Annotated in this window: 20 protein-coding genes; 12 read left to right on the top strand and 8 right to left on the bottom strand. The window is 34.8% G+C overall.

Features of this window, described 5'->3' with window-relative positions; translation table 11 throughout:
• Window positions 1-13: 13 nt before the first annotated feature.
• Together B5X55_RS04110 and B5X55_RS04115 are read right to left on the bottom strand one after the other, a co-directional pair.
• Complete coding sequence (locus tag B5X55_RS04110; RefSeq protein ID WP_079511337.1) at window positions 14-1,693, bottom strand: sodium:solute symporter; 1,680 nt, start codon at window positions 1,691-1,693, stop codon at window positions 14-16.
• Window positions 1,694-1,720: 27 nt separating this feature from the next.
• Entirely contained in the window at window positions 1,721-2,695 is a 975-nt protein-coding gene (locus tag B5X55_RS04115) for a phytanoyl-CoA dioxygenase family protein (RefSeq protein WP_079511338.1), read from the bottom strand.
• A gap of 146 nt (window positions 2,696-2,841) precedes the next feature.
• Between B5X55_RS04115 and B5X55_RS04120 the strand changes: the two genes are divergently transcribed.
• Complete coding sequence (locus B5X55_RS04120) at window positions 2,842-3,696, top strand: helix-turn-helix domain-containing protein (protein ID WP_079511339.1); 855 nt, start codon at window positions 2,842-2,844, stop codon at window positions 3,694-3,696.
• A 64-nt stretch (window positions 3,697-3,760) separates the two neighbouring features.
• Entirely contained in the window at window positions 3,761-5,455 is a 1,695-nt protein-coding gene (locus B5X55_RS04125; protein WP_079511340.1) for an alkaline phosphatase family protein, read from the top strand.
• 14 nt (window positions 5,456-5,469) lie between these two features.
• Here B5X55_RS04125 and B5X55_RS04130 read toward each other — a convergent pair whose 3' ends face one another.
• On the bottom strand, window positions 5,470-6,525 hold the full coding sequence (locus B5X55_RS04130; protein WP_079511593.1) for a hypothetical protein: 1,056 nt from the start codon (window positions 6,523-6,525) through the stop codon (window positions 5,470-5,472).
• Window positions 6,526-6,619: 94 nt separating this feature from the next.
• Between B5X55_RS04130 and B5X55_RS04135 the strand changes: the two genes are divergently transcribed.
• On the top strand, window positions 6,620-7,309 hold the full coding sequence (locus B5X55_RS04135; protein WP_079511341.1) for a hypothetical protein: 690 nt from the start codon (window positions 6,620-6,622) through the stop codon (window positions 7,307-7,309).
• 59 nt (window positions 7,310-7,368) lie between these two features.
• On the opposite strand, the gene B5X55_RS04140 is transcribed toward B5X55_RS04135, so the two are convergent.
• On the bottom strand, window positions 7,369-8,283 hold the full coding sequence (locus B5X55_RS04140) for a nicotinic acid mononucleotide adenyltransferase (RefSeq protein WP_079511342.1): 915 nt from the start codon (window positions 8,281-8,283) through the stop codon (window positions 7,369-7,371).
• 109 nt (window positions 8,284-8,392) lie between these two features.
• On the opposite strand from B5X55_RS04140, the gene B5X55_RS04145 reads away from it, so the two are divergent.
• A complete protein-coding gene (locus B5X55_RS04145; RefSeq protein ID WP_079511343.1) occupies window positions 8,393-9,394 on the top strand; it encodes an NAD(P)H-dependent glycerol-3-phosphate dehydrogenase in 1,002 nt (333 codons plus the stop codon).
• On the opposite strand, the gene B5X55_RS04150 is transcribed toward B5X55_RS04145, so the two are convergent.
• From B5X55_RS04150 to B5X55_RS04160, 3 genes are all read right to left on the bottom strand, one after another.
• Window positions 9,391-11,058, bottom strand: a complete 1,668-nt coding sequence (locus B5X55_RS04150; protein ID WP_079511344.1) for a glycerol-3-phosphate dehydrogenase/oxidase — start codon at window positions 11,056-11,058, stop codon at window positions 9,391-9,393. The two genes, B5X55_RS04145 and B5X55_RS04150, sit on opposite strands and share 4 nt — an antisense overlap.
• Window positions 11,059-11,214: 156 nt before the next feature.
• A complete protein-coding gene (glpK, locus tag B5X55_RS04155; RefSeq protein WP_079511345.1) occupies window positions 11,215-12,702 on the bottom strand; it encodes a glycerol kinase GlpK in 1,488 nt (495 codons plus the stop codon).
• Between the two features lie 151 nt (window positions 12,703-12,853).
• Complete coding sequence (locus tag B5X55_RS04160) at window positions 12,854-13,210, bottom strand: hypothetical protein (protein WP_079511594.1); 357 nt, start codon at window positions 13,208-13,210, stop codon at window positions 12,854-12,856.
• An 81-nt stretch (window positions 13,211-13,291) separates the two neighbouring features.
• On the opposite strand from B5X55_RS04160, the gene B5X55_RS04165 reads away from it, so the two are divergent.
• From B5X55_RS04165 to B5X55_RS04200, 8 genes are all read left to right on the top strand, one after another.
• Window positions 13,292-13,816: a CvpA family protein gene (locus B5X55_RS04165; RefSeq protein ID WP_079511346.1), complete on the top strand. Its 525-nt coding sequence runs from the start codon at window positions 13,292-13,294 to the stop codon at window positions 13,814-13,816.
• Window positions 13,817-14,003: 187 nt separating this feature from the next.
• A complete protein-coding gene (locus B5X55_RS04170; protein WP_079511347.1) occupies window positions 14,004-14,483 on the top strand; it encodes a CAP domain-containing protein in 480 nt (159 codons plus the stop codon).
• Between the two features lie 284 nt (window positions 14,484-14,767).
• Window positions 14,768-15,274, top strand: a complete 507-nt coding sequence (locus B5X55_RS04175; protein ID WP_159447522.1) for a CAP domain-containing protein — start codon at window positions 14,768-14,770, stop codon at window positions 15,272-15,274.
• 108 nt (window positions 15,275-15,382) lie between these two features.
• Window positions 15,383-15,925 (top strand): 3-hydroxyanthranilate 3,4-dioxygenase, encoded by a 543-nt coding sequence (locus B5X55_RS04180; protein WP_079511349.1) that lies wholly within the window; start codon window positions 15,383-15,385, stop codon window positions 15,923-15,925.
• Window positions 15,922-16,296 (top strand): DUF1304 domain-containing protein, encoded by a 375-nt coding sequence (locus B5X55_RS04185; RefSeq protein WP_079511350.1) that lies wholly within the window; start codon window positions 15,922-15,924, stop codon window positions 16,294-16,296. Before B5X55_RS04180 ends, B5X55_RS04185 begins: the two co-directional genes overlap by 4 nt.
• Before the next feature lie 78 nt (window positions 16,297-16,374).
• Window positions 16,375-17,928 carry an L-piperidine-6-carboxylate dehydrogenase gene (gene amaB / locus B5X55_RS04190; RefSeq protein WP_079511351.1) on the top strand — a complete coding sequence of 518 codons (1,554 nt, stop codon included), beginning with the start codon at window positions 16,375-16,377 and terminating at the stop codon, window positions 17,926-17,928.
• 581 nt (window positions 17,929-18,509) lie between these two features.
• On the top strand, window positions 18,510-18,812 hold the full coding sequence (locus tag B5X55_RS04195) for an OmpA family protein (RefSeq protein ID WP_079511352.1): 303 nt from the start codon (window positions 18,510-18,512) through the stop codon (window positions 18,810-18,812).
• 31 nt (window positions 18,813-18,843) lie between these two features.
• Entirely contained in the window at window positions 18,844-19,437 is a 594-nt protein-coding gene (locus B5X55_RS04200; protein ID WP_079511353.1) for a hypothetical protein, read from the top strand.
• A gap of 52 nt (window positions 19,438-19,489) precedes the next feature.
• Here the strand turns inward: B5X55_RS04200 and B5X55_RS04205 are convergent, their stop codons facing one another.
• Window positions 19,490-20,488 carry an acyl-ACP desaturase gene (locus B5X55_RS04205; RefSeq protein ID WP_079511354.1) on the bottom strand — a complete coding sequence of 333 codons (999 nt, stop codon included), beginning with the start codon at window positions 20,486-20,488 and terminating at the stop codon, window positions 19,490-19,492.
• Window positions 20,489-20,528 lie beyond the last annotated feature (40 nt).

A 20,528-nucleotide genomic window follows, 5' to 3' on the forward strand; every position in this document is an offset into this window, starting at 1 on the left:
CTCCTTATCTATTCTAATTTGCTATTCCCCATGTACTAAACAACCACCATAAAGCAAGCACAAGACCTATTAAAATTACAGTTAAAGTTGCATCAGAAGACCATTTAACTTTTGGCCGTTCTGAACGCCTCTTAAATGTTACTAGTTCTAACATTTCGGCAGGTTGTGGCTGACCCATTTTACTTACTACCATTAATATCACAGCGCACAAAAGGAACAAGAATAACGCAAAGTGCAAGAAATTAATACCTAAAAAGACTCCTAAAAAAGACCCTTCATTTACTTGAATAGTTCCTTCATTACTTAAAAACTCGGCTACTAGTCTAAAAACTCCAACTGCAAATCCTACCCATAAAGAGACAATAGCGCCTTTAGCGTTTATCCATTTGTAAAATAATCCAAAGAGAAAGACCGCAGCAATCGGTGGTGAGATATAGGCTTGTACACTTTGTAGATAGTGGAAAATACCGCCACCCATTAATGATTTCATAAAAGGAATCCAACCAAGGCTTACAATAACCAAAACAACAGTAGCAATACGCCCAAAACTTACAAGGTCTTTTTGAGTAGCCATAGGCTTATACTTTTGATAAAAATCGATTGTCAATAACGTGGAACTCGAATTAAACGCAGATGAAAGCGAACTCATTAATGCAGCCAATAGTCCCGCTATGGCTAAGCCTTTCAAGCCTGAGGGTAAAAATCCATTTATCATGGCAGGAAGGGCTTGATCTGCATTTTCCATTGAAAAATCAATAGCTCCTTCTTGCAATAAAGCATAGGCGATTACACCTGGAATAAAAAATATAAATACAGGAAGTAATTTCAAATACCCCGCAAATAAGGCTCCCTTTCTTGCGTTGTTGATATCTTTTGCAGAGAGTGTTCTTTGTACTATATATTGATCCGTACACCAGTACCAAACCCCTAAGATAGGAGCACCGAAGAGCATACCTGTCCACGGGTATTCCGTATCAGCCATTGGTCTCCATAGATTAAAAAACTGTTCAGTAGGTGGATTGCCTTCTTGGGCAGATGCAATAGTGAGAACATCAATCATATGATCCCATCCGCCTAAAGCATATAATCCAAATGCCGTTACCGCAATGGTGCCTATTAATAAAATAAAGGCTTGTACCATATCGGTATAAATCACAGCTTTAAGTCCGCCTAATACCGTGTAGAAACCCGTTGCAACAACAGTAATTATAGCACCAGACCAAAAAGGGATTCCGATAGTTTCAAAAACCAAGGCCCCTGCAAATATGATTAACGAAATTTTTGTAATCACATAGGCTAAAATCGAAATAACCGAAAGGTAACTACGACAGGCCTTAGAATATCTTTTTTCAAGAAACTCGGGCATTGTATATACTCCAGTTCGAAGATAAAAAGGCACAAATACCCAACCTAGTAGTATTAATACAAGCGAGGCAATAATTTCAAAATTCGCCATGGGCATATTACCCCGTGCACCGGCTCCTGAAACGCCTAAGATAATCTCTGAACCTATATTTGAAGCAAATAGAGAGGCTCCAATAACCAACCATCCAGAGCTCTTACCAGCTAAAAAATAATCAACCGCACTTCCGGATTCCGATTTGGTTTTTGATGCCCAACGGGCAATCCATAAGATAATTCCAAAATAGATAAGTATAATCGCAATATCTAAGTAACTTAAGCTTGATAGCATAGTTAAATGTTTTGTTTTAATGAGAATCTACCAGTCGTTTAACCCTAGTAATTTTTTTCCTAAATCCGTTAACTCCGCTGTATCATATTTCGTTTTCTCCCAGTTTCTAGGATCTCCAGGAAAGGCATATCCTTCAGGTGCGATTCTATTCTTCCAAGAATTAATTCTCCAATTCTTAAGTACTTCGTTTTCAGGTTCTGCTGGCATCATAGAAATATATTGCGCTATACGCACTTTATCTTTAGATTTATTCGGCCGAATACCATGTGGTTCTGTACTGTTGAAAATTAGCAAATCACCCGCTTCCATCTTCACCTTTACGATTTTATCTTCTAGACCTTCTAGACTAGGTTGAAAACGATCCCTATCTTCTGGCTGCGTAAGTTTCCAAGTGTCATAGTTACGGTACAACCAAGGTATACATTGAAAACCACCCATATTCTCATCGTCTTGATCCGCAAGTGCCAACACACCTTGCACATTTTGCGGCTTGGTTTCTGGATCATAATCCCAATGAATAAACCCCTTCTTTTCTACACCAACTGGCAAGGGAAAATTGAGGTTGGCTCGATCAATGGTAACCCATAATTCTTCTGTTCCCCAAACATCTACAAAAGCATCATATACTCTTTGCGTTTGCCTGTTATTCCATAAATGTTGATGGTTATATACCTCAACCATACCTGTACCCGTTAATTCTTTCATTTTCATTTCAGCACGTGGTGGCGCATACCAAGTAGAAGAATCGGTAGGACTCTTTTCGTCAAATTCCCAAAGAAAATCGGCTGTACGTCTTGCTTGTTCTTTTGATACTGCATTCTTAATTACTATATAACCATTTTGCATCCAAAACCGCCAATCGTCTTCACTTAATACACGCAAGGGTTTTCCATTAGAACGATCGTTCAGGCTTTGACTACTGCTGGTTGCAGTAGATGGGTTACCCGGAATTTCTTCATGGGCTTTATTTCCTTGCTCTACTTTGTTATTTGTTTGTTGCATTTTGTCTGAAATTTAAGTTTAAAGCATTTTATAAAACTACTTAGCATTTAAAATTCAAACTACCGCAATATTGACCATAATTTGAACTATATTGATTTAATTAGGTCGATTATGTTGATTTATACGTAATTTTGTTACATTTAGCCATGAAAATTGAACTTGAAACCATTGACCCATTAAGTAAAAGTCCGTTTAGGCTTTTACATGACCCTAAATTGAGTCATCTTTTTTACTGGCATTTTCATCCAGAATATGAATTGGTCTATATAGAAGGTGCAAGTGGAACACGACATGTTGGCGACCATATTTCTGAATATGAGGAAACCGACCTTGTTCTTATAGGTTCAAACATTCCTCACTTAAATTTTGACTACGGAGTGAAGACTGTTTACAGAGAAGAAGTCTTACATATTAAACCTTCATTTAAAAATACATTTGTTGAGCCAATACCAGAATTGCAAAGCCTGAACCGGTTACTAGACCTATCAAGATATGGACTTGCATTTCATGGAGAAACGAAAAGAGTTGTTGGCGAATTATTAAAAGAACTTCACACTCTAAAACCTTTTGAATATTTCATGGCCATCATGAGTATTCTTAAAAGATTGTCTCAAAGCAATGAGTTTGAGCTCTTACATAAAAAGCCTTATAAAAATAGGTATAGCAAAAAAGAACAAAGCCGTATTCGTGACATTTACGCCTTAATCGATGAACGATATCAAGGTAAAATTTCTGTAGATGAAGTTGCAAAATTTTGTAATTTGACAAAACCAGCTTTTTGCCGCTATTTTAAAAAAGCCACAGGCAGTACTTTTATAGAGTTTTTAAATCAATATCGTATCAGCCAATCTAAACGTATGTTACTTACTGGCAAAAATGTTAGTGAAACATGCTTTGAATGCGGATTTGAAAGTTTGTCTTATTTCAACAGAACGTTTAAGAAAGTTACAGGTGAGAATCCTTCGGCATTTAAAAAACGATTACGCTCTAATATTATCTAAATAAATTAGATATAGAAAGTTTTTGAAGAGATTGGGGACAAATTAACTAGAAACAATAAATCTTATGCAAAACAATTCATTTAAACTTTTATCGATATCCACAATTCTATTGGTTTCTTTGTCTTTTTTTCAAACCAAAGCACAAGATGATTCAAACCCTAAATTGGTGGTAGGAGTTATTATTGATCAAATGAGAGCAGATTATCTTTATAAATATCAGGATAGGTATGGCGAAGATGGATTCAAAAGATTAATACGCAATGGATTCAATTATAAAAACGCAAATGTTAATTATATTCCTGCGGAAACTGCACCAGGCCATGCTTCAATTTATACCGGAACCACCCCTTCTTATCATGGTATAATCGGTAATTCTTGGTTTGACAGAGAAACCAATACAGTAGAAGAAAATGTGTCTGATTCACTAGAAAAAATAGTTGGATCTGTAAATGATAACCCATATGGAGTATCCCCCAATAAGTTAATGTCATCAACCATAACTGATGAATTAAAAAAGATAAGCAATTTTAAATCAAAAATAATAAGTGTATCCATCAAAGATAGGGGAGCTATTTTACCAGGCGGAAAATCTGCAGATGGTGTTTATTGGCATGATTGGGAATCAAGCCCTGGCTATTTTGTAAGTAGTAGTTTTTATATGGAAACCCTACCCAATTGGGTCGATAAGTTTAATAAACAAGAGAAATCAGATGCCTATTTAGATGAAACCTGGAATACCCTTTACCCTATTGAAACATATATATCAAGTTCGCCAGACGATAATACATATGAACCTTCACTAGGCGGAAAGATCAGCCCAACATTTCCTTACAATTTTAAGACTATGAGGGAAAAGTATAGAGATAATGGAAGTGAATTTCAATTATTATGGATTTCTCCAAAAGGAAACACCTTACTTACAGAATTTGCCATTACTGCAATACAGGAAGAAAAGTTAGGAAAAGATAAGTACACCGATTTTTTGAACATTAGCTATTCTGTGCCAGATGTTATTGGGCATACCTTCGGACCACAATCTGTGGAGATGGAGGATATCTATTTAAGATTAGATAATGAAATCGCAACACTTTTAAAGGCATTGGACACTAAAATAGGAAAGGAAAACTACACCTTATTCCTTACTTCAGACCATGGAGCTATAGAAAACGTGTCGTTTTTAAATAATCACAAGTTAGATGCTGCGATTGCACGAACTACTAGCGATGCAAGAAACTTAGAAGCATTTTTAGATACGAAGTATGGGAAAGCCTCATGGATAACTGCTGTGAATGGAAATAACTTGTATTTAAATAAAGTTACTGTTGACGAACAAAAGTTAACCTTACCAATAATTCAAAAAGAGGCTGCAGATTACTTAATGACCTTACCAGAAGTTTCTTTTGCACTTACCGCAGATGACCTTCAAACCTACGTTTATGAGGAAGGAATTCGAAAAACCATTCAAAATGGTTATCATGTAAAAAGATCTGGTGATGTAATAATAAGCTATTCCTCTGGCACCATAATCCATCCAAATCCCAATATTGATGTTGAAATGGTCAATGGCACCGTACATGGGTCTGGTTATTCGTATGATACACATGTACCCCTTATTTGGATGGGCAAAGGTATTAAGAGCGGTGAATCTGTTAGGGCGGTGAATCCAATAGACATTGCCCCTAGCTTGTCTATGTTCTTGAACATACCCCTACCAAGTGCCTCCCAAGGAAAACCACTTATAGAGTTATTTGAAAACTAATAAACGTAAAACTCCTATTTTGTTCTTGCTTTATCTAGAATTTGAGATTTAAATTTATCAGAATTCGCCATTACATTGAAAAACTCCAAAAGGTATTTTTTGCATTTTTCGAACTCATTTGCATTTTCAAAATAGTCCTTATGGTTTTCAACTATTTCCATCATTCTTGATTGACTTTCCAAGAACTCATTTCTTATGGAGTACATGGTGGCATCTGTTCGCCTAAAACCCCTATACAGACGATCTGTAACCGACTCTAGTGGTAATTCTACACCTTCTATTTGTGAAACAACGGCATAACTTACGTCACATAATCCAGACATGTCAAAATCATAAGGAATGGGAATGGAGTACCCATTTAAGAACAATAGTTTTTGATTATGTTGGTAGCCGGTTGAGAAATCGGTGTTACCAATCATATATTGGAACATTGAATTACGGATGGAGTACAAAGAATCTTGTTGTAACGGATGTACATTCCTTTTCATCTCCTTAGCACCAAAACGATCTTCCAATTCATCCATATCTTCAATGAAAAATGCCTTTATTTTGTGTTCCTGTAATTTTTTGCCTTTAGGTTCGGTTAGTGTAAAATCGAGAAGTCTTGTCTTAAAATGGTAAGGGGATATTACCTCATAAAGTTTATAGGCCAATAATTCCTTGATTACATTATCATTGTTATTACTTTCCTTTAAACAAGGAAATACCAATTTCAATTCCTTATTACCTTTAAATACCGTTCTTTTAGCGTCTTCCTTTTTAATCTTTAACTTAACAGGTGAAAAATAACAGTTTTTACGTCTAAAATTTCCTCTTGCCCTAACCCTCACTGGTAGCCCCCTTAGGGTATCTAAATCATCTCTATAAGTAAGATTTAAATTAATGTACGTGCTATCATTGGTGAGTTTTTTAAGATCCCTATTACTATAGGCCATTTGAACTTCAAGTACATCTTCAGTACTAAATAGTTTTGAGACTTTACCTAGCTTTTTGCTATTGTCATCTTTTTGACCAAAACATGACATAGATAAAAAAACGCAAATAGTAAGTAGTCCTAGATTAGTTTGCATCTTTCCCATAATCAATTAACTTTACATTTAAAGTATTAAAAATAAAGTTATTAAACGCTATCTCTCTTCCTTAAATTACAAGACGCTATTGGTAATGGTCATTTCCTTTGCCTCTGTTTTTCTTTGTTATCATTTTGAGATTTTCTTCAAAGTTGATTTAACCCTGCTAAGTATCGCCATTATTTTTCCCTTAGTATTTACCATTAGAGGTTCTTTTAGAAGACGGGAAAAGGCATTGGAACATTTAAGCCAGTACCGTAGTGCAATGAAAACCCTGTATTATTTTATTACGACCAGTACTTTATTAGAGGAGGAGGAGGTAATTTTAAAACATCTTTTGGAAAACATAGAGGATAAAACTTTGTTGCATCTTAAAAGTCAACAAAGCAGCATAAAAGATTTAGATGAGGAAGTTGACAAGGTCTATGAATTTATTCATTCTAGAAGGGAGACTATCCCTAAAGGTTTAAAGGATAAACTGTTTAAATATTTGTGTGACTTACACGAGGCCATTGACAATTTGAATGGTATTCATGTACATAGAACCCCAGTAAGCTTAAAGGCTTACTGTGAAGTTTTTATATACATTTTCCCGCTAATTTATGCACCTACCATTATATCTGAAATTGGAAAAAATTATAATCATATAGCTGTTTATTTTGTGGTAATGCTTACTGAGTTTATTCTTATTTCCCTTTATAATATTCAAGATGATTTAGAATATCCTTTTGATGAAAAAGGATTAGATGATATTAAGTTAAATCATTTCAAAGTCTTACGATAAGATTAAAAAAATTGCCCTTTTTTAAAAAAAGGGCAATTTTCAAATCAACTAACTTAAAACTATTTTACCTTCTTCCTTTTCACATTCATTATAGGATTAGAAGATTTAATTCTTTTCTTACTGCCATCACCCTTTCCAGATTTTAAATACTCTTGATAACCTCTACCTCTAAACTCATAGGTAGTTGCACTATCTGGATGATATAATTCTATTGTACTATCATTAATCACATAAAGTTCAAAATAGTCATCACCAAAGAAATCATAGTCCAACGTCAAGGCTTTTAAAGAATTATCACCTTGTATATCATATACTTCGTATTCCCCTTCAAAATCCCATTGTAAATTGGCCATACTTGTATTTGGCGAATCTAAAGACGATCTAAAAAAATTAGGTAAAAACTGTACATAATTCTCATCATCAAAATCATTCAATGCTCCAATTTCACTAGTGTATATTTTCTCCCATGCATCATATTCTTGAATGAAGTAATTGATGTTATCATAGAAAACCATATCATAGTCGAACGTATTTGTTTGATATCCTTTTAGAAAATAAGAGGTGTCACCTCTGGCATCATATAGTTCTATTGTATTTCTATTTATAGCAAACACTTCTAAAGCCCAACGACCATCAATATCATGGTCTATATCTACAATACCCCTTAGCGTGCCATATGTTCCAACATCTATTCCGTAACCGCCTCCCGTTTTACCTATTCCAACAATATTATTGTTGGCGTAAAGCACACCTCTATCAAATGAAACGGTAAAAGCTCTTTGCAAAAAAGGAACCTCACCATTACCTTGAGTTGCATTTATGTCTATATACCATAAATCAAAACTCTGTAAAACTTGATCTGTATTAAAAGCAGATTCTTCAATAAAATCATCTTCTATGATTACATCTGCATAACAAGAAACCATTAAAGTGGCCAAAAGAAAATAACCTGTAAGTAGTTTTATTGTTTTCATATGATTTTATTTTAAGATTACTAACATAGAAACAATCACCATGCCAAAATTTATAAAACACTGATGCTAAGCTGATGATGAGCACGCAAAATATTGGTAAATTTGTAGCATGGAAAAGAATGCGAAATTTGCAGTATTAGGTGGTGGTAGCTGGGCAACTGCCATTGTAAAAATGTTGACCAACAACCAAGAAATGGTAGGATGGTACATGCGTAATTCAGACGCTATTGAACATATAAAAACTCAAAAACATAATCCAAATTATCTTACATCAGTTGAATTTAAAACTGAACAATTATTCTTGACCGATGATATTAACGAAGCTGTAAATTTTGCAGATGTTTTAATATTTGCAGTTCCATCTGCATTTTTAGTCAGCGAATTAAAAAAACTTAAATCTCCTTTAAAAGATAAAATTATATTCTCTGCCATTAAGGGTATCGTGCCAGAATCTGGTTTAATTGTTGGCGAACATTTTCATGAAATCTATAAAATTCCTTTTGAACATATTGGGGTTATAACAGGACCTTGCCACGCTGAAGAAGTTGCTATGGAAAGGCTTTCATATTTGACCATTGCATGTGCTGACAAAGACAAGGCTGAATTAATTGCTAAAAACCTATCTAGCAACTATATTAAAACCAATATCAGTAAAGATATTATTGGCACAGAGTACGCTGCCATGTTAAAAAACATTTATGCTATCGCAGCTGGTATCGCTCACGGATTGGGTTATGGTGATAATTTTCAAAGCGTATTGATGAGCAATGCCATTCGAGAAATGAAACGCTATACCAAACGTATTCACAATATTGACCGAAACATTAACAAGTCTGCCTATTTAGGAGACCTTTTAGTAACCGGATATTCCATCTTTAGCAGAAACAGAATGTTCGGCAATATGATTGGTAAAGGGTATACCGTAAAAAGTGCTCAAATGGAAATGAGTATGATTGCAGAGGGGTATTATGCTGCAAAAAGTGCTTTCACTATAAAAGAAGGTTTCAAGAAAAAGGTTAAAACCCCAATTATTGATGCCGTTTATCAAGTACTTTACGAAAACAAAAATCCTAAAAAAGTTTTTCTCGATTTGACGGACAAATTAGATTAGCGCCTCTCCAATGAAAAATCTGAATGCTCTTTTATCTCGGCTTTTAAAATGGTTTTCCACTCTTCTACAACTGAATCTTCAACCCCAAATCTATTCTGAAATTCTTTTAAGATAGGTTTCATAAGGGTTCTAATGCTATCAATATCAAAATATAACCTTCCTGTTCTTCGTATAAAGAAATCCATAGGGTTCTGAATCATTTCATAATCAATACCAAAAGCAAGTTCTGCTTTTGCAAGGCGAACATATTTATCTTTCTCAACAATTTTTGCGTAATTAACCAGAATTATCTCTGTTTGCTTTCCATAATTGGTCACTAAAAACCAAGCGTCATGTTCCGTAAATTTATCTCCTTTGATTCTATCGTATATTTCTGCAATGTATTTTTTTACGTGTTTAAACTTTTTAAAATCATCATTACCACACAAGAATATTTTCTCAGTAAAGCACTCTTTTAGCTTGGTATCATATTCCTCTTCCATTTTTTTAGCAATGCGATCAACTACACGTTCAGCCATTTTTCTATAGCCGGTTAATTTACCGCCAGCTATACTTATTAAACCAGTATCAGAAACAAAAATTTCATCTTTTCTCGACAATTCAGAGGCAGATTTACCTTCCTCATGTATTAATGGACGCAGACCTGCCCATGATGAAACAATATCTTCAAGTTCTAAATTGATGTCTGGAAACATATTATTTACGGCAGATATCAAATAAATAGCGTCTGCTAAATCTGTACGAACATTATCTTTACTGTCATTATAATTAGTGTCTGTTGTACCTACATAAGTAATTTTACCTCTTGGAATAGCAAACATCATTCGACCATCTGGTATATCGAAATAACAAGATTGTTTTACCGGCAATTTCTCATAAGGAAAAACCAAGTGCACACCTTTGGTAAGATGTAATTGCTTTCCTTTTTTAGAATTATTTAAACTCCTTAATTCGTCTACCCAAGGACCAGCTGCACTGATTACAAATTTAGATTTAATGGTAAATTCTTTACCTGTGGTTTCATCAGTTGCCTTTACACCTGCAACTTTTTCCTTTTCATATATAAACTCGTTCACTTTAGCATAATTCAACGCTTGTGCTCCAAATAGTAAACTTGTTTTAATATTCTCAATGGTTAAACGGGCATCATCTGTTCTATATTCTGCATAATAACCTGCACCGTTCAGAATTTTCTTTGGTAACAAAGGCTCCAATTTCATTGCCTCTTTCTTTTCCAACATTTTTCGTTTGTCATCTCCTGAAACTTGTGCTAGAATATCGTAAACTTTAAGACCTATTGAAGTAAGCCATTTACCGTAAGAACCATTTTCGATTAAAGGAAGTAACATTTTTTCAGGCAGCACCAAATGTGGAGCTAGTTTGTGAACAATAGCGCGTTCAGAACCAACTTCTTTAACCAACCAAAAATCAAATTGTTTTAAATAACGAAGACCGCCATGTATTAATTTAGTTGATTTACTACTTGTACCCGAGGCGAAATCGCCTTTTTCAAGCAAGGCAACTTTCAAACCACGTGACGCAGCATCTAAAGCTATACCACCACCGGTTATTCCTCCACCAATAACCACAAGGTCAAATTCTTCTCCTTCTAAGGCATCAATCGTTTTTTGACGCTCTAAATTGGTAAATTTTATGTTTTTCATCAGTAGATGTTTATTTAATTATTAAGGCACGTAGTACCTAAATAAATAGCCTATTAGATAGTACCATACCCATATTCAACATCAAAGATAGGGGTAGCATTTCACTAATTTTTGCTTGATAAAATTATTTAATTGTAAAATTTAGATGTCTAAGAATCAATCTTCTTCCCAACCTTTACAACGCTCAACCGCTTTTTGCCATTTTTTATATAAGCGTTTTCTTTTAACCCTATCAAAAGTGGGTTTAAAAATTCGGTTCATCGGTCGGTTTTCATCAATATCAGATTGTTTCCAAAAACCAACTTGTATACCTGCCAAAAACGCTGCCCCCATAGCCGTTGATTCTATAATCTCTGGTCTGTGAACTTCAGAATCTAAAATATCAGCCTGAAATTGCATCAAATGATTATTGGCGCACGCACCACCATCAACTCTCAGGTTTTTTAACTGAATGCCTGAATCATCTTCCATTGCTTTTAGAATATCCTTAGTTTGATAAGCAAGTGATTCTAACGTAGCCTTAGCAATATGCGCTTTGCCTGTATCTCTTGTAAGTCCAAATATGGCTCCTCTTGCATACATGTCCCAATACGGAGCACCTAAACCCGCAAAAGCAGGAACTACATAAACAGGGTTTTCACCTTCTATTGAATTAGCTAAATCTTCAGTTTCTTTAGCATCTTCTATTAGTTCTAAACCATCTCTTAACCATTGTATAGCTGCACCTGCTATGAAAACACTCCCTTCCAATGCATAATTCACCTTACCATCTAATCCGTAGGCAATCGTTGTCAATAGGCCGTTATTTGAAAACTGCGGTTCTTCTCCTGTGTTCATCAACATAAAACAACCAGTACCGTAGGTGTTTTTTGCTGAACCCTTCTTAAAACATCCTTGACCAAAAAGTGCTGCTTGTTGATCACCCGCTATGCCAGCAATAGGTATTTTAACACCCTCATATTCAAAATCACCATAATCAGCCGCAGATGGTTTTACCTCTGGTAGCATACTTTTAGGAATGCTTAAAGCTTTCAACATCTTATCGTCCCATTTTAAGTTTACGATATCATATATCATAGTACGAGATGCATTCGTATAATCTGTATAGTGGTTATGCTCTTTCGTCATGTTCCAGACCAACCAAGTATCTATGGTCCCCAATAATAAGTCGCCAGCTTCAGCTTTCTTCTTGGCACCTTCTACATTATCCAAAATCCATTTAACCTTGGTGCCAGAAAAATAAGAATCAATAACCAGACCTGTAGTTTTTTTAACATGCTCAGTAAGTCCAATTTTCTTCAAGTGCTCACAAATATCGGCTGTTCTCTTATCTTGCCAAACAATAGCGTTGTAAACTGGTTCACCGGTGTTTTTATCCCAAACGACCGTAGTTTCCCTTTGATTAGTAATACCAATACCCAGTATTTCTGATGGTTTGACCTTCTCTTTCTTCAAGAGTTCTTGCAAAACTTCCATCTGCGAGGATAATATTTCTTTGGGGTCGTGTTCAACCCAGCCAGATTTAGGAAAAATTTGTTTGAACTCCTTCTGAACCATCCCTTGGATAGCACCATCATGGTCCACCAATAAAGCTCTAGAGCTTGTAGTACCTTGATCTAATGATATTATAAATTGCCTTGACATCTGTGTGTGTTATTTCTTTAAATATAGCGGTTTTGACTGCTAATTCAAAAAAGGAAATAATTAAGTTAATGAAGACTTCCTGAAAAACATTTTATGCCATCAAAGCACTTTTTGAAGTGAAAATTATAGCTAAAATAACGCCTGCTAAATTTTATTTAATGAATTCTTTTTCTAAAAAATAATTAACAATAGCCTCCTTCATCAACACTGTTTGTTCACCTGCCTTTAAAGGGGGTAATTCTTCATTTATAGTATAATGAGGCCATCCGTCCTCATCAAAAAAACTAAACTCATAAAAACCATAAGGTTCCAAAAGTCTACATATAGAAATATGCATCAAATCTAACTTATCATCCTTCTTATATTTTCTATGGTATTGTCCTAATTCTTGAACACCTACCAAATATATTATCGCATCCAATTCTAATGGATCACCATCGGAAAATTTTATTGATAGTTTTTCTACTAAATAATCCCATCGTTCTTTTAATTGTATATCCCTTGCCATATATTTATGTCTAGCTGCACTTATGTTTAGACATTTCAAAGGTACAAATCAAAGTTCTATATTTGTTAAAACACTTCACGAATGGGGCTTTTAGATATACTTCTTGGAATTCCTTTGGTTTGGGGCTTATGGAAAGGTCTTAAAAATGGCCTTTTTATGGAAATAGCATCTATTGTTGCTTTAATTGCTGGCATCTATGGAGCAATTCATTTTTCATATATAACTGGCGATTATTTATCAGAACATCTAGAATGGGATGAACATAATATGAGTATTATCGCTTTTGTAGTCACCTTCGTTCTTATCATAATTATAGTTCACTTAGCGGGTAAGATTTTAACGAAAGTTGCAAATTTTGCCATGTTAGGTCTTTTAAATAAAATTGCCGGCGCTATATTTGGCACCTTAAAAATAGCCATCTTATTAGGTGCCGCTTTAATATTTTTTGACCGTATGGATAGCACATTAAATATAATGGATGAGAATACTAAAAAAGAGTCTATGCTATATCAACCGATAAAGGACATTGGTGCGCTTATTTTTGATAAAGTACTTAAAAACAATATGTTAATAAAACAATCGTCAAAAGATTCTATTTCTATATAACTAGTACATAAAGCGTTTATTCCTAGATTTTAACCACTTCATCGAATATAACATATAGATTATCTACTGAATCCATTTTTTATATAATATTACTTTATCGGTATCCCCTATCGATAGAGAACTTAGAACATTCTCAACTTACTTACCTACTGCGCTAAGCCGAAAGGCTATAACAAAAAGACACTATATGAAAATGAGATTGCTTTATGCGGTCCCTGTCTTTTTATTGCTTTTTCTTAATTCTTGTACAAGCGATTCTCCTGAAGAGACGCCTGTATTAGAAGCAGAAAATGTTATAACTATAGAGCAGGACCTATTGAATATTGTGAATCAGCACAGGTTAACTTTAAATACCAATGCTCTCGAATTTAGCAATATAGCCTATAAATACGCCAACATTCATACTGATTATATGATTGCAAAAGGGAGTATTAGCCACGATAATTTCAGCTCAAGAGCTACCAACATCAATTCTGAAGTTGAAGTTGAAATGGTAGCGGAAAATGTAGCCAAAGATTATCAATCGGCAATAGAGGCTTTTCAAGGTTGGTACACTAGTAGTAGTCATAGAAAAACTATGGAAGGTGACTTCACTCACACAGGTATAAGCGTTAAAAAGGATAATTCAGGAAATTTTTATTTTACGCAACTTTTTTACAAGCAATAAAGCAAATATGGTTAGAAGCATATTTAAACCTTTAAATCTCCGTATTGAAGGGTATATTTTAGCTTATCTAGGTTTAAGTGAATTCTTTCAAGGATAAAGTGAGAAAAATCATATGAAATGCGCAATTCTTCGACGAAATTCAATGTGGATTTAAACGATTAGACCCCATAGGACCTTATTTAGCAGCTTATCGAGTTTTTAAGTACCGACATGGATATTATGCTATTAGAACTGAGCCTTGACACTACTTTTGTGACATTATTAAAATAAAAATGTTCCCCAACATGAAATTATCATTACCTACATTAGCATTAATTTTAATCTTATTATCCTCTTGTTCCAAATACCAAAATTTTGCAGGTTACGAAGTAAATAACGATGACTTATCAGCTAAAGTGACGTTGGTTTCATCTGATGCTCATAATACCATTGAAGCAGAACTTTTCGAAATGATCAATAACTATAGAGTTAGTATCGGATTAAATGAAATGGAATTTGAAAGCACTACCTATTATTATGCAGGTATTCATACCAGCTACATGATTGAAAATGGCATTACCAGCCACGACAAATTTTCTGAACGTGCAGAAAATATCTCAAAAAGAACAGGAGCCATTTTTGTAGCAGAAAATGTAGCTAGAAACTATGATACTTTAGAAGCTGCTTTCGAGGCATGGTTGGATAGCCCAGGACATCGACAAAATCTTGAAGGTGATTATAATTATACAGCTATAAGCATAAGACCAAATAGTAATGGCGACCTTTACTTTACTCAGGTATTCTTTAGATAGTTAGTTATAACTTATTATTAAATGCCTTTGTTATTCAAAGGCATTTTTTATGCTTAACTTTTAGGTAAGAGGCAACGGTTTATTTAACTTTCAGATAAAATTAATTTAATGAGTATTAAATCACCATTCAATCTAAACAAATGGATTGAAGATAACAGAGCGCTGCTTAAGCCCCCTGTAGGCAATAAAAATCTTTACAAAGATTCAGGCGATTATATAGTAATGATAGTAGCAGGGCCAAATGCTAGAAAAGATTATCATTATAACGAAACAGAAGAACTTTTTTACCAGTTAGAAGGCAATATTGAAATTCATATTCAGGAAGATGGTAAAAAACAAACAATGCAGTTAGGGCCAGGCGATATGTATCTGCATCCTGCGAAAGTGCCCCATTCACCTGTTCGAAAAGAAGGTTCTATCGGTTTGGTCATTGAGCGAAAAAGAGCCGATATGAATGTTGATGACGGACTTTTATGGTTTTGTGATAATTGTAATCACAAATTATATGAAGCGTATTTTACACTTCATAACATTGAAAAGGATTTTCTATCTCATTTTAAGCACTTTTATAGCTCAAAAGCATTAAGAACCTGCGATAATTGCGGCACTGTAATGCCTGTAGACGAACGCTTTATTGCTAAAGAAGAATGATGTTAGCCGCAAAGATAATTACCGCATTTGTTGCACTGACGCACATTTATATTCTTTGGATGGAAATGTTTGCATGGACTACAAAAGGAAGAAAGGTTTTTAAAAATTTTCCTCAAGATTTGTTTGAACCTACAAAACAAATGGCCGCAAACCAGGGGCTATACAACGGGTTTTTAGCTTCAGGCTTAATTTGGTCTATATTGATTAATGATTCAGTTTGGTCAGGTAACGTTGCCCTCTTCTTTTTGGGCTGTGTTTTCGTAGCAGGATTATATGGTGCCATTTCGGTCACTAAGAAGATTTTCTATATTCAAAGTGTTCCCGCATTTATAGGAATCGTACTATGGAGTATCATAAAATTTTCATTGTAGGCTTTTGTTTCGCCTAAAGCATAATATTCTTCGTATTTTTGTAGTATATCTAACAGAAAACGCATAAAAAGTTATAAAATGTCAAAAATAGCAGCAGATTTTGGAATACATGATGCCCTAAAAAAATTGGGAATCAAAGATGTTAATGAAGGTACCTCAACAGGTTCCAACAATTTTTCATCAGGAGATATCATTTCATCATACTCTCCAGTAGACGGTTCGTTAATCGCTAAAGTGAAAACAACCACTAAAGCTGATTTTGAAAAAGTAATGAGTACAGCTACCGTTGCTTTTAAAGAATGGAGAACAAAACCGGCACCACTACGTGGTGAAATTGTGAGACAATTTGGTGACAAACTAAGAGAACTAAAAGAACCTTTAGGTAAACTAGTTTCTTATGAAATGGGTAAGAGTTACCAAGAAGGTTTAGGTGAAGTTCAAGAAATGATAGATATCTGTGATTTCGCAGTTGGTCTATCTCGTCAATTACACGGACTAACAATGCACTCTGAAAGACCTGGTCATAGAATGTATGAACAATATCATTCTTTAGGTGTGGTGGGAATAATTTCTGCATTTAATTTTCCCGTGGCCGTTTGGGCCTGGAATACAGCATTAGCTTGGATTTGTGGCGATGTTTGTGTTTGGAAACCATCAGAGAAAACACCTTTATGTGGTATCGCATGTCAAAATATAGCTTCATCAGTTCTTAAAGCCAATAATTTACAAGAAGGTATTTCTTGTCTTATTAATGGCGACTATAAAGTTGGCGAGCTAATGACACAAGACAACAGAATTCCGTTAGTATCTGCTACCGGTTCTATTCGTATGGGTAAAATTGTTGCTCAAACTGTAGCAGCGCGTCTTGGTAAATCATTATTAGAACTTGGTGGTAACAATGCCATTATTGTAACACCAGATGCCGATTTAAAAATGACAGTAATTGGAGCTGTATTTGGGGCAGTAGGTACTGCTGGTCAACGCTGTACCTCAACTAGAAGATTGATTATTCATGACTCAATGTATGACAAAGTTAAAGATGCTGTAGTAGCAGCCTATCAACAATTAAGGATTGGAAATCCATTAGATGAAAATAATCATGTAGGTCCATTAATTGATACAGATGCAGTTGAACAGTACAAGAAGGCATTAGAAAAAGTAGTTGCCGAAGGTGGCAAACTAGTTGTAGAAGGTGGTGTATTAGAAGGTAAAGGTTATGAAAGTGGTTGTTATGTACAACCTGCTATTGCCGAAGCTAAGAACAATTTTGAAATTGTACAGCACGAAACTTTTGCCCCAGTTTTATATCTTTTAAAATACTCTGGAGATGTTGAAAATGCAATAGCAATACAAAATGGTGTTGTTCAAGGTCTATCATCAGCAATAATGACCAATAATCTTCGTGAAGCGGAACGTTTTCTTTCTGCTTGGGGAAGTGATTGTGGAATAGCTAATGTTAATATAGGTACTTCAGGTGCAGAAATTGGTGGCGCCTTTGGTGGTGAAAAAGAAACTGGGGGTGGTCGAGAAAGCGGCTCTGATGCTTGGAAAGTATACATGAGAAGACAGACCAATACCATTAACTATACCACAGAACTACCATTAGCCCAAGGTATAAAGTTCGATTTATAACATAAGTATTATTTCCTTTGCATGTTCACTCATTAAGCTGTTTTTCTATTCGATGATTCGTGAGACCAGCTGCCGTGTAATAGGGCTTGAATGCCCAATACTACGAACATGCAAAGGAAATTTATTATACCTTTTGTTTTTTTCTTCATGGGTATAGTGAATTATCCTCCGTATTAAACTACCAAAATATCTTATTTATTCTTTCAACATTTGTACAGTTTCACGTAAATATTGTGTAATTGGAATACTAGTATACCAATTTTAGGCATAAAAAAATCCTGTCGACTTTTACGAAGACAGGATTTTTTAACCAACTAACTCAAAACTTTAAAATGTATACTCAATGCCCAAGCGTTGTGGGGAGAAATATACCTTTAATTATTTACGCAAAATTGCAAATAAAAGTTGTTCAGTACCCTACAATTTTCACCGTCAAACTATATGATCGTATAGTTGGCAAACATTTAAGTATATTTGGAAATTCACATAATCATTGACTCTAAGGTAATTAGGTCGCAATGTTTTAACATTTTTAAGATTTTTTTAATACATTGTATGTTAAACACTGAATATTATTTACAATGACAAAAACAACAACCAATTTATTATTGATGTTGATTACCATTGTAGCTGGCACATTTTTTTACATAACCTGTTGTAGCGAATGCGGTGCAACAGCTCCAACAGAGCCAACTACAGAACAAGTAATCGTCAAGGAACCCGAAGCGACTGCATACCACTTTCCGAAAGACTATTTAAAAAATAACGGAATAGCTTCAGATAAAATAGTGGCAACATCTAAAGGTCAAACAGAACCAATTGCAAACGATACAACAGAAGAAGGAAAAGATAAAAATAGCCGAACCGTAATCACATTAAATTAAAACATACACTAATCTTAAAAATAAGTAAATCATGAATTTTGAAAATATGAATATTTGGTGCTGGTTAATTCCGGCTTTAGTTGGAATCATCTGCGGTATATTAGGCTATCTTATTGGCAAAGGATCTACGAAAGTGGAAGATAATTCTACCGAAATATCAAATCTTAAAACAAACAACAGTAAGTTAAAAGCTGATTTAGATGCTTGTAACCAAAAAGTTATTGCCGCTAGCAAAATTGTAAAACCTGCCCCAAGTACTCCAAGCAAAAATCTTGGCGCTTCTGCCGCCTCTTTTGCTGCTGGTGCTGCGACAAGTAAGACTATAGCATTCGATGCATCTGCTGCAAAAGCTGTATTTGGCAAGAACATTAAACAAGATGATTTGAAATTAGTGGAAGGTATCGGACCAAAAATTGAAGGCATGTTTAAAGATCATGGCATAAAAACATGGAAAGCGCTTTCTGAAACAAGTCTAGCCGAATGCCAAAAAATATTGGATACTGGCGGAACTAGATATAAAATTCACGATCCAGCTTCTTGGCCAATGCAATCTAAAATGTGTTATGAAGGCAAATGGGAAGAATTAGCCAAGTGGCAAGAAGAACACAAACACGGTAAATTATAATTTAGAATTCAATCAAAGAAATCCCGACCATAACTGATCGGGATTTTTTGTTTTATAATGCTCCGTTTGCTTCAACCCATTTAAAATGGTATTGATCTTGTGGAAATTTCATGCGTTCTGCAATTCTTTCGAGTCTTGCCGGTAGCTTAATTAAATAGTCACGGGCTTTCTCAGCCTCTTCATTCAATGAACGCATCCCTTCTAATTCCCAAAAAACATTTAGTTTACTCAAAATTTCAACATAATCTTGTGCTGTATACACCCCTAAACGTTGTGCACAATTAGAGAAGTTTTCAAATGCTGAACCTATCGTACCACCAGATTCTCGCAAAAAGTGAGCAGGCATTACAATTTTTTTCTTCATCATTTCTGCAAAAGCAATCATCATACCTGATGGATCTTCGCTAAAAATGGTCTTCACAAATTCTCTATACGCCAAATGATGTCTCATTTCATCACCTGCAATTATAGTACACATTTTACCTAAAAGGACATTTCCTTTTTTCTTAGCCATTTGACCTACACGCTTATGCGAAATGTTTGTAGCTAATTCTTGAAATGATGTATAAATAAAGTTCTTATATGGGTCACGATCCGTACCGATATCAAACCCATCAGAAATTAAATGTTGTGTAGTTAATTCTACTTCTCTCATATTTACCCTTCCGGATAAATACAGATATTTGTTCAACACATCTCCATGTCTATTCTCTTCTGCAGTCCAAGCACGTACCCATTTAGCCCAACCATTAGTTTTATGATCCCCATGTTGGTCAATACCAACAACATCCATCAACCAAGATTCATAGGTTGGTAAGGCCTCCTCAGTAATTGTATCTGCGACCATGGTAACCCAGAAATCATATCCTAAATCTTTAGATTCTTCTCGTAGTTCTTTTACTTCCTGCAAAAAAGTATCTTTTTCAGAATTAGGCAAAAAGTCTGTTGGCTGCCAGATATCTTCAGGCTTTATAAGGAAAGATTCCATAAATCCCTCCACCTGTGGCTCTAATGCCTGCATTACTTCTAATCTTATATTCTTAATCGGCATAATATGATTTTTATCAAAGTTCGTTAATAAAACAACTCCT

Origin of the sequence: Maribacter arcticus (genome assembly GCF_900167935.1) — a bacterium.
GTDB lineage: Bacteria > Bacteroidota > Bacteroidia > Flavobacteriales > Flavobacteriaceae > Maribacter > Maribacter arcticus.